This is a genomic window from Nocardioides sp. NPDC051685, assembly GCF_044453405.1.
Lineage (GTDB): Bacteria > Actinomycetota > Actinomycetes > Propionibacteriales > Nocardioidaceae > Nocardioides.
In genome coordinates this window covers 430,141-444,065 of sequence record NZ_JBITCR010000003.1, presented here as the reverse complement: position 1 = coordinate 444,065, position 13,925 = coordinate 430,141, and the positions used below count along the sequence as shown (strand labels likewise).

The 13,925-nt window shown below is 69.9% G+C and carries 10 protein-coding genes; 6 read left to right on the top strand and 4 right to left on the bottom strand.

The window, feature by feature from the left end:
• Positions 1-7: 7 nt before the first annotated feature.
• The 4 genes from ACIA03_RS12220 to kynA all read left to right on the top strand — a co-directional run bounded on the left by ACIA03_RS12220 (position 8) and on the right by kynA (position 3,680).
• Positions 8-823 (top strand): alpha/beta fold hydrolase, encoded by an 816-nt coding sequence (locus ACIA03_RS12220; RefSeq protein WP_396982660.1) that lies wholly within the window; start codon positions 8-10, stop codon positions 821-823.
• Between the two features lie 159 nt (positions 824-982).
• Complete coding sequence (gene kynB / locus ACIA03_RS12215) at positions 983-1,615, top strand: arylformamidase (RefSeq protein ID WP_396982658.1); 633 nt, start codon at positions 983-985, stop codon at positions 1,613-1,615.
• Positions 1,612-2,883 (top strand): kynureninase, encoded by a 1,272-nt coding sequence (gene kynU, locus ACIA03_RS12210; RefSeq protein WP_396982656.1) that lies wholly within the window; start codon positions 1,612-1,614, stop codon positions 2,881-2,883. Before kynB ends, kynU begins: the two co-directional genes overlap by 4 nt.
• Positions 2,880-3,680, top strand: coding sequence for a tryptophan 2,3-dioxygenase (kynA, locus tag ACIA03_RS12205; RefSeq protein ID WP_396982654.1), 801 nt, complete (start codon positions 2,880-2,882; stop codon positions 3,678-3,680). The genes kynU and kynA overlap by 4 nt, the downstream gene beginning before the upstream one ends.
• Positions 3,681-3,781: 101 nt before the next feature.
• Here kynA and ACIA03_RS12200 read toward each other — a convergent pair whose 3' ends face one another.
• From ACIA03_RS12200 to ACIA03_RS12190, 3 genes are all read right to left on the bottom strand, one after another.
• Positions 3,782-4,702: a methylenetetrahydrofolate reductase gene (locus ACIA03_RS12200; RefSeq protein WP_396982652.1), complete on the bottom strand. Its 921-nt coding sequence runs from the start codon at positions 4,700-4,702 to the stop codon at positions 3,782-3,784.
• Positions 4,703-4,796: 94 nt separating this feature from the next.
• A complete protein-coding gene (locus ACIA03_RS12195; RefSeq protein ID WP_222118433.1) occupies positions 4,797-5,699 on the bottom strand; it encodes a CoA ester lyase in 903 nt (300 codons plus the stop codon).
• A 130-nt stretch (positions 5,700-5,829) separates the two neighbouring features.
• Positions 5,830-6,405: an ArsR/SmtB family transcription factor gene (locus ACIA03_RS12190; RefSeq protein WP_396982649.1), complete on the bottom strand. Its 576-nt coding sequence runs from the start codon at positions 6,403-6,405 to the stop codon at positions 5,830-5,832.
• A gap of 82 nt (positions 6,406-6,487) precedes the next feature.
• On the opposite strand from ACIA03_RS12190, the gene ACIA03_RS12185 reads away from it, so the two are divergent.
• Together ACIA03_RS12185 and ACIA03_RS12180 are read left to right on the top strand one after the other, a co-directional pair.
• Positions 6,488-7,789, top strand: a complete 1,302-nt coding sequence (locus ACIA03_RS12185; RefSeq protein ID WP_396982647.1) for an MFS transporter — start codon at positions 6,488-6,490, stop codon at positions 7,787-7,789.
• 57 nt (positions 7,790-7,846) lie between these two features.
• Positions 7,847-9,868, top strand: a complete 2,022-nt coding sequence (locus ACIA03_RS12180) for a collagen binding domain-containing protein (RefSeq protein ID WP_396982645.1) — start codon at positions 7,847-7,849, stop codon at positions 9,866-9,868.
• On the opposite strand, the gene ACIA03_RS12175 is transcribed toward ACIA03_RS12180, so the two are convergent.
• Positions 9,828-13,778: an NAD-glutamate dehydrogenase gene (locus ACIA03_RS12175; RefSeq protein WP_396982643.1), complete on the bottom strand. Its 3,951-nt coding sequence runs from the start codon at positions 13,776-13,778 to the stop codon at positions 9,828-9,830. The two genes, ACIA03_RS12180 and ACIA03_RS12175, sit on opposite strands and share 41 nt — an antisense overlap.
• Positions 13,779-13,925: the final 147 nt, after the last annotated feature.

Sequence of the window (13,925 nt, the reverse complement as noted above, 5' to 3'; positions counted from 1 at the left end):
CAGAACGATGACCACAACCACCACCTCCGCCGACGGCACCACGATCGCCTACGACGTCGTCGGCACCGGCCCGGCGCTCGTCCTGGTCGACGGGGCCATGTGCTACCGCGGATTCGGGCCGTCGAAGGAGCTGGCCGACGCGTTCTCGGACCGGTTCACCGTCTACCGCTACGACCGTCGCGGCCGCGGCGACAGCAACATCGCCAAGCCGGCTACCGCCGGCACCATGGAGGCGGTCGAGCAGGAGGTCGCCGACCTGGGCGCGGTGATCGAGGCGGCCGGTGGGCACGCCCATCTGCTGGGCCTGAGCTCGGGCGCGTTCCTCGCCCTGGAGGCCGCGCGGGCCGGGCTGCCGATCGACAAGATCGTCGCCTACGAGGCGCCGCTCATCCTCGACGACACCCACCGCCCCAACGACGCCGACCTGGCGCAGCAGGTCGAGGCACTGGTGGAGAAGGGCAAGCGGGCCGCCGCGATCGAGCTGTTCATGCGCGTGGTCGGCATGCCGCTGGTCGCGGTCAAGATCATGCGTCTCACCCCGGCCTTCAAGAAGCTCACCCCGGTCGCCCACACGCTCGTCTACGACCTGGGCATGTGCGTGCCGTTCCAGCAGGGTCTGCCCCTGCCGGGCGGCTACTTCAAGAACGTGTCAGTGCCCGTGCTGTCGGTGGCGGGCAGCAAGAGCCCGACCTACATGACCAACGCCCAGCAGGCCATCTCCAAGGCCGTTCCCGAGGGCCGCTACGTCGTCCTCGACGGGCAGGACCACATGGTCAAGGCGTCGGCGTTGGCTCCGGTGGCGACGGAGTTCTTCTCCGCCTGAAGCGCCGAGTCGGCTCGTCCTCACCAACTCCCGCGCCGAGTCGGCTCGTCATGACGCGCCGACTCGGCGGGATGATCGGTCACGATGTGCCGACTCGACGGGATGACCTGTCACGACGCGCCGAGTCGACGGAAAATCGGGTCGTCTAGGCTGCGGAACATGGCGCAACTGTGGGACATCTCACCACCCGTTCACGTCGACTCGCCGGTCTTCCCTGGTGACCACGCGACCGAGGTCGGCTGGACGTTCCGGATCGGCCCCGGCTGCCCGGTCAACGTCGCCGAGCTGACCCTGTCGGCCCACGTCGGCGCGCACGCGGACGCTCCGCTGCACTTCACCGACGACGGCACGCCCGCCGGCGAGATGCCGCTGGAGCCGTTCCTCGGTCCGTGCCGGGTGATCGACGTCTCCGGGGTGCGCCCGCTGGTCACCGTCGACGACGTCGACGTCACCGACCTGCCGCCGCGCGTGCTGTTCCGGACGTACGTCACCCAGCCGACGACCTGGGACGACGACTTCTGCGCGATCGACCCTGCGCTGATCGAGCTCCTGGCCGGGCACGGGGTCCGGCTGGTCGGCACCGACGCGGCCAGCCTGGACCCGTCCACCTCCAAGGACCTGCCGGCGCACTTCGCGACCCACCGTCATGACGTACGCATCCTGGAGAACCTGCTGCTCGACGAGGTGCCTGCGGGCGACTACGAGCTGATCGCCCTCCCCCTCAAGCTCACCACCGCTGACGCCGCACCTGTGCGGGCCGTGCTCAGGCCGATCAAGGAGACTGCCGAATGAACCGCGACGACGCCGTCGCTCTCGACCGGGCCGACCCGCTGGCTCCGCTGCGGGACCTCTTCGAGCTGCCCGAGAAGACGATCTACCTCGACGGCAACTCGCTCGGCGCGCTCCCCCGCGCCACCGCCGGCCGGGTGGCCGAGGTGGTCACCCAGGAGTGGGGGCAGGGGCTGATCGAGTCGTGGAACACCGCCTCTTGGATCACCCTGCCGCAGCGTGTCGGTGACAAGGTCGCACAGATCATCGGCGCAGATCAGGGCGAGGTCGTGGTCGCCGACTCGACCTCGCTCAACGTCTACAAGGTGCTCGCCTCGGCACTCTCGATCGCCGCTGCCGACTCCCCCGATCGCAGGATCGTGGTCAGCGAGCGCAGCAACTTCCCGACCGACCTCTACATCGCCTCCTCGCTGTGTCGCGACCGCGGCTACGAGCTGGTGCTGGTCGACTCCCCCGACGAGATCGAGGGGCTGCTGGAGCAGACCGCGGTGCTGATGCTGACCGAGGTCAACTACCGCACCGGCTACCTGCACTCGATGGCCGCGGTGACGGCCGCCGCCCACGAGCACGGCGTGCTCGCGGTCTGGGACCTGTGCCACTCCGCCGGCGCGGTGCCGGTCGACCTCCGTGGTGCCGACGCCGACTTCGCGATCGGCTGCGGCTACAAGTTCCTCAACGGCGGCCCCGGATCGCCGGCGTTCCTGTGGGTCAACCCGCGTCACGTCGACCGCTTCGAGCAGCCGCTGTCGGGCTGGATGGGCCACGCGGCCCCGTTCGAGATGTCGCCGACCTACCGGCCGGCCGAGGGGGTCTCCCGCTACCTGTCGGGCACCCCGGCCGTCATCGGCATCTCCGCCTTGGAGTGCGGCGTCGACACGCTGCTCGCGGCCGAGCCCTACGGCGGCCTGCCGGCTCTCCGGGAGAAGTCGCTCGCGCTGACCCGGCTCTTCGCCGACCTCGTCGCGTCCCGGCTTCCCGCGTTCACGATCGAGTCGCCCCTCGATGACGCGCAGCGCGGCAGCCAGCTGTCGCTGAGCATCGGCGACGACGGGGCGTACGCGATCGTGCAGGCGCTCATCGCGCGGGGTGTGATCGGTGACTTCCGAGCCGGGCCTGAGAATTCAACACAGCCCGACATCCTGCGCTTCGGCGTCACCCCGCTCTACACCCGCTACGTCGACGTCTGGGATGCCGTCGACCACCTGGTCTCGGTGATGGACGACGACGAATGGCGCGACGAGCGCTTCTGGACCCGAGGAGCAGTGACATGAGCACCACGCAGGACCTTCCGATGGACTACTCCGACTACCTCCACCTCCCGGAGGTGCTCGGCGCGCAGCACCCGCTCTCGGGCGACCACAACGAGATGCTCTTCATCGTGCAGCACCAGGCGATGGAGCTGTGGATGAAGCTCGCGCTGCACGAGCTGACCGAGGCGCAGCGGCTCCTCGCCGAGGATGCGGTGCGCCCGGCGTTCAAGGGCCTGGCCCGGGTCTCGCGGATCATGGAGCAGCTCGTGCACGCCTGGGACGTCCTCTCGACACTGACCCCGACCGAGTACGACAAGTTCCGTCCCTACCTCGCGACCGGCTCGGGCTTCCAGTCGTGGCAGTACCGCTGCATCGAGTTCGCGCTCGGCAACAAGGCGGCCTACACGCTCCGGGTGCACGAGGGACGGCCGCACGAGCAGGACGTGCTCGCTGCGTACGGCCGTCCTTCGCTCTACGACGAGTCCCTGCGGCTGCTGGCCCGGCGCGGCTTCGACATCCCGGCCGACCATCTCGACCGGGACTGGAAGCAGGAGTACGCCGCCTCCGAGGCCGTCGAGGCCGCCTGGGGCGAGGTCTACCGCGATCCCGAGAAGCACTGGGACCTCTACGAGCTCGGCGAGGAGCTCACCGACCTGGAGACCACCTTCCGGGTCTGGCGCTTCCGGCACGTGACCACCGTCGAGCGGATCATCGGCTTCAAGCCCGGCACCGGTGGGACCTCAGGCGTCTCCTACCTGCGCAAGCAGCTCGACATCATCCTGTTCCCCGAGCTGTGGGCGATGCGTACGGGGCTGTGAGTCTGTTCGTCTAGGTACGCAGAGCAACCGTCGCTTCCCGCGCGGAGCTCCGCACGGGAAGCGACGGTTCGGCTGCATACCTAGACGAACATCCCACCAGGTCAGCGCGCCAGCTTCCCCCGGAGCCGTTCGGCGAGACGTACGGAGGCCTCGATCTCGACCTTGCGGATCGAGACGGACTCGATGTTGATGCCGAACGGCACGCCCAGCTGGCGGCAGAAGGACATCAGCTCGATCGCGGTCGCCTCGGCCTGCTCGAGCGAGGCGTCGAGGGTGTCGGTGGCGTGGCGCAGCTCGTTCTCGATCCAGCGCGGGACGTCGACACCGAGCCAGCGGAGGAACTCCAGGGTCTTCATCGACCCGCACACGGAGAAGGTGAACACGATCGGGACGGGCTGCAGGCCGCGGTTCTCGCACTCGTAGCGGTAGTCGGAGACGAGGTTCTTGGCGGCGTTGACGTCGTAGACGACCTGGCTCACGAAGTAGGAGCAGCCCGCCTCCTGCTTGGCGATCAGCCGAAGGTGCTCGTCGCCCTTGGCCGTGTGTCGCTCGGGGATCGCGACGGCGCCGAGGAGCAGGTCGGGGTTGATCTCCCTCCGGATCTCCTGGGCGCGGCGCAGGCTGGTGGCGACGCGCTTCTCACCCGAGGAGGCGCCGACGAAGACCGACAGCGCCTGGGCCGGGTCCTGGGTCTTGACCCAGTCGCGCAGCGCCGCCTCGTCGTACTTCCCGGTGGCGCGGTAGACGACGGCCGGCACATCGAGGCCGGCGAGGTTGCGCTCGAGGAACTCGGCGGGGTCGAGGGTGCGTACGAACGGGAACGGCCGCTCCTCCGGATTGCGGTCGGACTCGTCGTCGATGTCGTAGAGGATCAGCCCGTCGACCTCGAGCGGCCGGATGCGCTCGAGCGTGATCTCCGCGATCTGCTGCACCCGCTCGGGATCCGTCGTCACCCTCGGCGGGGTGACGGCGAAAAGCAGAATCTCGCCGGCACGGTCACTGATGCGCTGCTGCAGATCCACGGTCTCAACGCTAGCCGAGGTGTGCCGAGTCGGCCCATCGTGACCAGATTCCGCACCGAGTCGGCTCGTCATGACGAGCCGACTCGGCCAGATGTCAGTAGACGCTCGGGCCCGAGACGGGGTCGCCGTAGGTGTCCGGCTTGATCTTGAACAGCTCCGCACGGCGCTTGATCGTCTCGGCACGAGCCAGGCGCGGCTTGTCGCTGCCGTCGCGGATGACTCGGCCGCCCTCCTCGAACTTGTGCAGGAACTCGTAGGCCCAGGTCACGTCCGACGGGGACGGGCTGAACGACTCGTTGATCACGGCGGGCTGCTCGAGGTCGAGGCAGAGCTTGCCGGTCATACCCATCGCGACGCCGTCGGCGCCCTGCTCGCGGAGCAGCGGGTGGCTGCTGCCGACCGTGGGGCCGTCGATCGGGCCGGGGAGGTTGCCGATCCGCGAGGCGAGGACGAGCTTGGTGCGCGGGTAGGCCATGGCGAGGGGGTCGTTCTCCGCACCCGTGTCGCGGCGGTAGTCGCCGGAGCCGAACGCGAGCCGGTATGCACCGCGGGCGCGGGCGATCGTGGCGGCGTCCTCGATGCCCAGCGCCGACTCGAGCAGCGGGATCACCGGGGTCGACCCGCCGAGCCGCTGGAACGTGTCGGTCACCTGGTCCGGCGACTCGGTCTTCGCGAGCATCACCCCGGCGAGCGTCTCGATCCCGGCCAGCGCCGCGAGGTCCTCGCTCCAGTCCTCGGTGGTCCAGTCGTTGATGCGTACCCATGCCCGGCCGCCGCCCTTCAGCCAGCCGGTCACGTTCTCGCGGGCCTGCTCCTTGAGCGAGGTGTCGATCGCGTCCTCCATGTCGAGGATGATCTGGTCCGCGCGGCTCAGCTGTGCGTCGTCGAAGATCTCGGTACGCATCGCGGAGACCAGCAGCCAGGACCTGGCGTTATGACCTTCGACTCGGTTGGCTTCGCGCACCTCGCGCTTCTCGGCGATCTGGCTCGTGCTCATCGTTCGTCTATCTCCCTACTGGCGTCCTGGGCTGGGCGCGATTTGGACGGTAAACCAACGCGCTGGTGACTCGCGAGTAGCAGGCCTGCGGGCGGAGGGAGTTGAGACGAAACCCACATCCGCCCTCGTCCTAGGCCGGGTCGTCCTCGCCGGCGAGCTCCGGCATGGGCTGGATGAGCTGGTAGACGGAGTAGAGCTCCATCTCCTCCTCGGAGGCCTGCCTACCGGCGTCCCGGTAGCGGGCGACGACCTCGTTCAGGTCTCGCTGCAGCTGCTCGGCATCGTCCTTGGTGAGCCGCAGGGACGACTCGGCGACGATCCGCTTGGCCGGATCGGCCTCCTCCCTGATCTGGAAGGCCTGGTCGACCAGGTGATGGCCCCAGGCGACCGAGCTGCGCTGGAACACCTTGTAGGCGGCCTCTCCTCCGGGCTGCTCGACGATCTTCCTGGGGCTGAAGGTCATGTCGTCGTCGACGAGCCGCCAGACGCGGTCGCGCTTGTCGCGGCCGGCGTCGGGAGCGACCTCGACCAGGCCGTACTTCGCCAGCTGTCGGAGGTGGAAGCTGGCCTGGTTGGCCGGGATGCCGGTGCGCTTGGCGATGTCCGCGGCACGGAGGGAGCCGGCCGCGGACAGCTCGTTCAGCACGCGGTTGCGGGTCGGGTGGGCGATCGCGCGCAGGATCCGCGGGTCGTCGTAGGTGGCCATGGCACCACCCTACCCGAATTGCGCACCCTTTAGTGCGCAAGAACTATTGCGCAATATATGTTGCGCATCCTACGGTGCTGCCATGACCTCCTACCGCGCGCTCGCCCGCAACCATGACTTCACCGCCCTATGGGTCGGTGCCACCGTCGCCGAGCTCGGCACCAGGGTGAGCATCTTCGCGATGCCGCTGGTGGCGTACGTGATGACCGGATCGGCCTTCTGGGCGGCCACGGCCGAGGCCGCCCATCTCGTCGGCATGGTCGGCATGCTGCTGCCCGCCGGGGTGATCGCCGACCGACGGCACCGGCTGCGGATCATGCGGTTCGCGCACGGGTCCGGAGCGGCGCTGTACGCCTCGCTGGCCGTCGCCGGGCTTCTCGGATCGCTCACCCTCCCCCACCTGCTTCTGGTCGCGCTGCTCACCGGAGTCCTCAACGGCCTGTTCGTGCCCGCCGAGAACTCGGCGATCAGATCGGTGGTCCCGGCCGAGGACCTGCCCACGGCGCTCTCCCAGCAGCAGGCCCGCCAACACATCGCCGGCCTGCTCGGCGGCCCCCTGGGCGGCGTCCTGCTCGGCCTGTCCCGGTGGGCACCGTTCGCCGGCAACGCTTTCGCGTACGCCGCCGGGTGGCTGCTCCTCGCCCGGGTCCGTGCCGACCTGTCGGCGCCCCCGGCCCCCGCGCCGGACACCGCGCGGAAGCCGCTGGCCGACCTGCTCGCGGGGTTGGGCTACAGCTGGCGAGAGCCGTTCCTGCGTACGCTGCTCTTCTTCGGCCCCGCCGCCAACCTCGCCATCAACGCGCTCTTCTTCCTCGCCCTGTTGCGGCTGGTCGAGGCCGGTTTCCCGGCCTGGCAGATCGGGCTGGCCGAGGCCGCCATCGGCGCCTGCGGGATCCTCGGAGCGGTGGCCGCGCCCTGGCTGATCGACCGGCTGCCCACCGGACGGCTCACCATCCTCGTCGCCTGGAGCTTCGTGCCGCTCTCGATCCCTCTGGCCTTCTGGACGCACCCGGCGGTGATGGCTCTGGCCGCGTCGGCGGGGCTCTTCCTCAACCCGGCAGGCAACGCCGGCATCGCCGCGTACCGGATGGCGACGACGCCGCAGGAGCTGATCGGAAGGGTCCAGGCGGCCGCGCAGTTCGTCGCGATGCTCACGATCCCGCTCGCGCCCGCACTCGCCGGGGCACTGCTCGCCATCGTCGACGGCACCACCGCGGTCCTGGCGGTGACGGCGATGACCGCCGCGGCAGCCCTGATCCCCACGCTGGCCCGGTCGGTCCGCTCGATCCCGCGCCCCACGGAGTGGCAGCCCGCGACGTCGAACGACGCCAACCTCCGCCACACGCAAGATTCAGAGCGCAAAAGTCGGCTCCCGCTCGGATAGCCTTCCTAAGTCCCCCAACACAACGTTTTGCTCCTCGGAAGCAAAGGATCCCCTCCCATGTTCAACCGGGCCTGCCTGGCGTTGGTACTTCTGGCCGGAGTGTTCGTCACGGTGCTGTCGCCGGCACCGGCTCACGCGATGACCGACTCCTGGGCCCAGTGGGCGCCCATCTCCGGGACGTCGAACGACTACTCCACGACGATGACCCAGCGGTCGGCCGGCTTCCCGAAGGCGCAGATGGCCAGCGACTCCCGCGCCAACGTCGCCCTCCCCAGCGGCGCCTCCACCTTCCTCGACGCGGGCACCCCTCCCGGAGCGAAATACGGCTCGAGCCGTGGCTCGGCCTACATCAACCTGCGGCCCAAGGCCGACACCCCTAACGACCCGTCGACCACGACCTACACCTTCGACAACCCCACCCCCGACACGGGTTGGGCGTTCGTGCTCGGTGACGTCGACTCCGACCAGGTCCAGGTCCGGGCGACCGACGAGAACGGTGACGCGGTCTCGGCCGCGGAGATCTCCTCGTGGTTCCAGGGGTCCTTCAACTACGCCGGCAGTGCCGACCAGCCCACCTGGAACCCGGCCACCTCGACCCTGACCGGCAACCCGACCGCGACCGACACCAACGGCGCCAGCGGCTGGTACGAGCCCGACATCCGGCTGACCAGCCTGACCTTCGTCTTCACCCGTCGCGCCGGCTTCCCGGTCTACCAGACCTGGTTCGTCAGCCGGGCACGTCCGATCGGCGGCACGGTCGCCGACGTGTCCACCTCCGGGTCGTGCCCGGTCGAGGACTCGGTGCTCACCCTCGTCTCGCCGTTGGGCGAGGAGCTGGCGACCACGAGCCCGGCCCCCGACGGCTCCTACTCCTTCGGCGAGTTCGCCACCCAGGACGGCTACACCGTCCAGCTCACCCACCCCGAGGGCTGCGCCACCGTCGGCCAGACCGAGGCGACGGTCAGCAACCGCGGCAACGACGGCGATCCCGCCTCGCGGGCCGACTTCGAGGTGCGGCAGGTGATCCCCTACGAGATCACCGGGACCGTACGTGACGACGCCGGTGCCCCCGTGCCCGGCGCGACCGTGACGCTCACCCGTCCCGACGGAACCATCGCGACCACGACCACCGGCGCCGACGGCAGCTATCTCTTCGACGACAACCAGGTCGGCACGGGCTACTCCGTGACGCTGACGGTCCCGGAGGGCTACACGGCCGGCCCGGACGGCACCACCCGCTCCGGCATCACCATCGTCGACGGCCCGGTCACCGACCAGGACTTCGTGGTGAACCAGCTGGCCGCCGTCTCCGGGCGGGTCACCGGAGGCGGCGAAGGCCTCGGCGGCGTCCAGGTGCGGCTGGTGCCCGCCGGAGGCGGCGACCCGATCACGACCGTCACCGACGGTGACGGCAACTACGTGCTCGACGACGTGCCGCCCGGCGACTACACCGCCGAGATCACCGCGCCCGAGGGCTACTCGGGTGCCACCACGCAGCCGGTGACCGTCGGCTCGAGCGACGTGACCGGCGTCGACTTCGACCTCACCCGTCCCGGGGCGATCGGTGGCCGGGTCACCGACGCCTCCACCGGAGACCCCGTCGCCGGCGTCACCATCACCGTCGACGGGCCCGACGGGCCTGTCACCGCCACCACCGACGACGCGGGCAACTACTTCGTCGAGGACCTCCCGCCGGGCGACTACACCATCACCGTCACCGCGCCCGACGGGATGCGCGTGGTGGGTGAGAGGTCGCGTACGGTCACGATCACCTCGGCCGGCGAGATCCGGGGCGGACAGGACTTCCAGGTGGAGAAGGTCACCACGCCGACCCCCACCCCGGACCCGACACCGACACCGGACCCGACACCCGATCCCACCGTCGCTCCGGCCCCGGGCGGAAATGAGAATCCGCCGGCGGCCCCGAACCCAGGACCGCCGACGGAAATCTCACCTCAGAGCTCGCTGCCCGAGACTGGCGGCCCGTCGTGGGTCTTCGCCGCGCTCGGTGTCTCGCTCATGCTCGCCGGCACCGTGCTCACCGTGACGGCGCGTCGAGCCGCCCGAAGGCGAGGTTGACCTCCTCGTTGATCACCGAGGTCGCCCAGATCTCCCGCCGCAGCGGGTGATCGACGATGGCCTCGGGGAACCGCTCGCGGATCGCGGTCGGGAAGTAGGCCACCAGGCGCTGCGTCATCTCCGGGTCCTCGGCCGGGTCGGGCAGGCCCTCCGCGACCATCTCGCGCCCACGCTCGATCTTGGTCCAGGCGAGCACGACGGCCAGCTCGGGGGCGGTCAGCCCCTCCCCCGCCTCCAGCCGGCGAGCGACCTCGGTCGAGGACGGCAGGCCCTCCACATCACGGTCGAGCACGCCGTCGGTGACCCACTCCGCGATCTGGCGCTCGTGAGCCTCCAGGAGCTGCGGCGCGGAGGCCACCGCCCGGGTCAGGGTCACGTTGTGGGCCTCGTTGTCGGCGAGGACCAGCGCGGCGACCTCGTCGGTCATCTCCTCGAGGAGCTCGTCACGGGCAGCCAGCGTCAGCGAGCCCGCGCGTACCTCTCGGTCCAGCAGGATCTTGAGGTTGACCTCGTGGTCGGAGGTGTCGACGCCGGCGGAGTTGTCGATCGCGTCGGTGTTGATCAGCCCACCCTTGCGGGCGAACTCGACGCGGCCGGCCTGGGTGATGCCCAGGTTGCCGCCCTCACCGACGACCCGCACCCGCAGCTCGGCGGCGTCCACCCGGACCCCGTCGTTGGCGTGGTCGCCGGCGTCGGCGTCGGTCTCGCCCGACGCCTTGACGTACGTCCCGATCCCGCCGTTCCACAGCAGGTCGACGGGCGCCCGCAGGATCGCACTGATCAGCTCCTGCGGCGTCAGTCGCTTGACGTCGGTCGCCAGACCGAGCGCCGCGCGCACCTCGGGGCTGATCGGCACCCACTTCAGCTGCCGCGACCACACGCCGCCGCCCGCCGAGATCAGTGAGGTGTCGTAGGACTCCCAGGTCGACCTGGGCATCTCGAAGAGCCGCTTCCGCTCCTGGAAACCCACCGCCGCGTCGGGCGTGGGGTCGATGAAGATGTGCCGGTGGTCGAAGGCGGCCACGAGCCGGATGCGGTCCGACCGCAGCATGCCGTTGCCGAAGACGTCGCCGGACATGTCCCCGACGCCGACCGCGGTGATCTCATCGGTCTGCGGGTCGATGCCGAGCCGCTTGAAGTGGTGCTGCACCGAGACCCAGGCGCCACGCGAGGTGATGCCCATCGCCTTGTGGTCGTAGCCCGCCGAGCCGCCGGAGGCGAACGCGTCGCCGAGCCAGAAGTCGTACTCCGCCGCGACCGAGTTGGCCAGGTCGGAGAAGGTCGCGGTGCCCTTGTCGGCGGCGACGACCAGGTAGGAGTCGTCGGCGTCGTGGCGCACCACGTCGGCCGGCGGCACGACACGGCCGTCCACCCGGTTGTCGGTGACGTCGAGGAGGCCACGCAGGAATGTGACGTAGGCGTCCGGACCGGCCACGCCCTTGGGGACGAAGCCACCCTTCGCGCCACCCGGCACGATCACGGTGTTCTTGACCTGCTGCGCCTTCGCCAGGCCGAGCACCTCGGTGCGGAAGTCGTCGCGCCGGTCGCTCCAGCGCAGACCGCCACGGGCCACCGCGTCGAAACGCAGGTGCACGCCCTCGACGTCGGGCGAGTAGACGAAGATCTCGTACGCCGGCCGCGGCAGCGGCAGGTCGGGCATCTGCTGCGGGTCGAACTTGAACGAGAGGTAGTTGCGCCTCCGGTAGTAGTTCGTCCGCGTCGTCGCCAGGATCGTGGTGACGTAGCTGCGCAGGATCCGGTCCTGGTCCAGGCTCGCCACGTCATCGAGAGCCTCGATGATCGCCTCGGCCCGCTTCGTCTCGTCACGCGTGGTGAGCGAGGGGTCGAACCGGGTCTCGAACAGCTCCACGATCTGCCGGGCGATGCCCGGGTTGGTGCACAGCGCGTTGCTGATCGAGAAGAACGAGCTCGGGGTGCCGGCCTGGCGCAGGTAGCGGCCGTAGGCACGCAGCATGGTGACCTGACCGTGGTCGAGTCCCGCCAGGACGAGCGCGTTCAGGGTGTCGATCTCGCTGCGCCCGGACCAGGCCTGGTGGAGCGCGGCGACCAGCTGGGTGGGCGTGCCGACCGGCGTGCCGGAGTAGGCGAGGCCGAAGTCGTAGATGAACCACTCCTCCGACCCGGAGGTGCCGACGCCCTCGAGGTCGTAGGGCCGCTCGTCGGTGACCTCGAAGCCGAACGAGGACAGGATCGGGAGCATCAGGGACAGCGAGAGCGGGCCGCCGGTGCGGTAGATCTTGATCCGGAATCCGCCGGGGCTCTCCGGGTCCTTGTAGAACGAGAAGTCGACCGCCTCGCCCTGGTGCGAGAGCAGTTCCAGGCGGGTCAGGTCGGCGGCGCCGGTGTCGGCGTCGAAGTCCTCCTTGTAGGCCTCCGGGAACGCGTCGAGCACGTGCGAGAGCCGGGCCGCGCCGTCCTCGCCGGCGTGGGCGATGACCGCGCTGACCAGGTCGTCGCGCCAGCTCCGGGCGGCCTTGCGCAGCCGCGACTCGAGGCTGTCGACCAGCCCCGGGGTGTCCAGGGCCTTCCCCAGCGACTCGGTGGTGCCATGCACCACGAAGTGCACCCGGGCGGTGGTCGACTCGCTGATGCGTACGGTGAACTCCAGGTCGGTGCCGCCGAGGACATCGAGGAGCACCTTCGAGAACCGTTCGCGGACCGTCGTGTTGTAGCGGTCACGCGGCAGCGAGACGAGCACCGAGACGTAGCGGCCGTACGTGTCGGGCCGGACGGCCACCCGCAGGATGCGCCGCTCGATCGCTCCGAGCGCGGCCTCGGCGAGGTCCATCAGCTCCTCGGTGGAGGCGTGGAAGAGCTCCTCGCGCGGGTAGGACTCCATCGCGTCGAGCATGGCCTTGCCGGTGTGGCTGCGGCGGTCGTAGCCGGTGTGGTCGAGGACCGCGGCGACCTTGCCGCGGACGACCGGGATCCGGGTCACCGACTCGCGGGCCGCCTTCGTGGTGAAGAGCCCGAGGAAGCGGTGCTCGCCGATCACCTCGCCGGCGCCGTTGAAGATCTTGATGCCGACGTGGTCGAGGTAGGCGGGCTCCCCGACGGTCGAGCGGGAGTTGGCCTTGGCCAGGACGAGCATGACCTTGTCGCGGGCGTGGGCGGCGACCTTCGGCGGCATCTTGCCGTGGTCGGGGGACTGCGGCGGGTCGGCGCGCAGGATGCCGAGGCCGGTGCCGGAGCGGCCGCGCAGGTAGTCGCCGTCGAGGCGGTATTCGCGATAGCCGGTCAGCAGGAAGTGGTCCTCGGCCAGCCAGGCCAGCAGCTCGGCGGCCTCGGCGGCCTCCTCACGCGGCACGCTGTTCGGCGGGGTGTAGCGCAGGCCGGCCGCGATCTCGGCCAGCCGGCGGTGCAGCCGCGGCTCGTCCTCGACGACCTCGCGTACGTCCTCGAGGACTCCCTCGAGGCCCGAGACGATCTCCTTGGCGGCGTCGGGTGCGAGACGGTCGATCTCGATGTGCATCCACGACTCGCTGATGTCGCCTTCGTTCACCCCCTCGAGCGCACCGGTCACGTCACGGGTGACCTCGATGACGGGGTGGACGACGAGATGGACGTCGAGGCCACGGCGGTAGAGCTCGGTCTTGACCGAGTCCACGAGGTAGGGCATGTCGTCGACGACGATCTCGACGACGCTGCGGCCTCCGGCCGACCAGCCGTCGTTGGCTGTGGTCGGGGTGAGGATGCGCACGGCGGCGGTGCCCTGCGGGCGGCTCGCTGCCAACGCCAGATGCGATCCCACCGCACCGGCGAGGTCAGCCTCGCTGCGGCCGGTGAGCTCCTCAGGGGCTACGTGGCGGAAGTAGGTGGTGCTCGGCAGACGGAACTTCTGGTCGTTCTGCGGAGCTTGGACAGGTTTGATATGCGTCTCCGTTGACACACCTCTCACGGTATCCCGGGAGGGCTCCGGATAGGCGGCCGCGTCCAAAGGAATCGCCGATGTGAGTCATAGGCCGGCGGCGGGCCGACGACCCCACGGTAAAGAGCATACTCAAAGAATGTGTCGGTTCTCTCGGCGGCATCACTG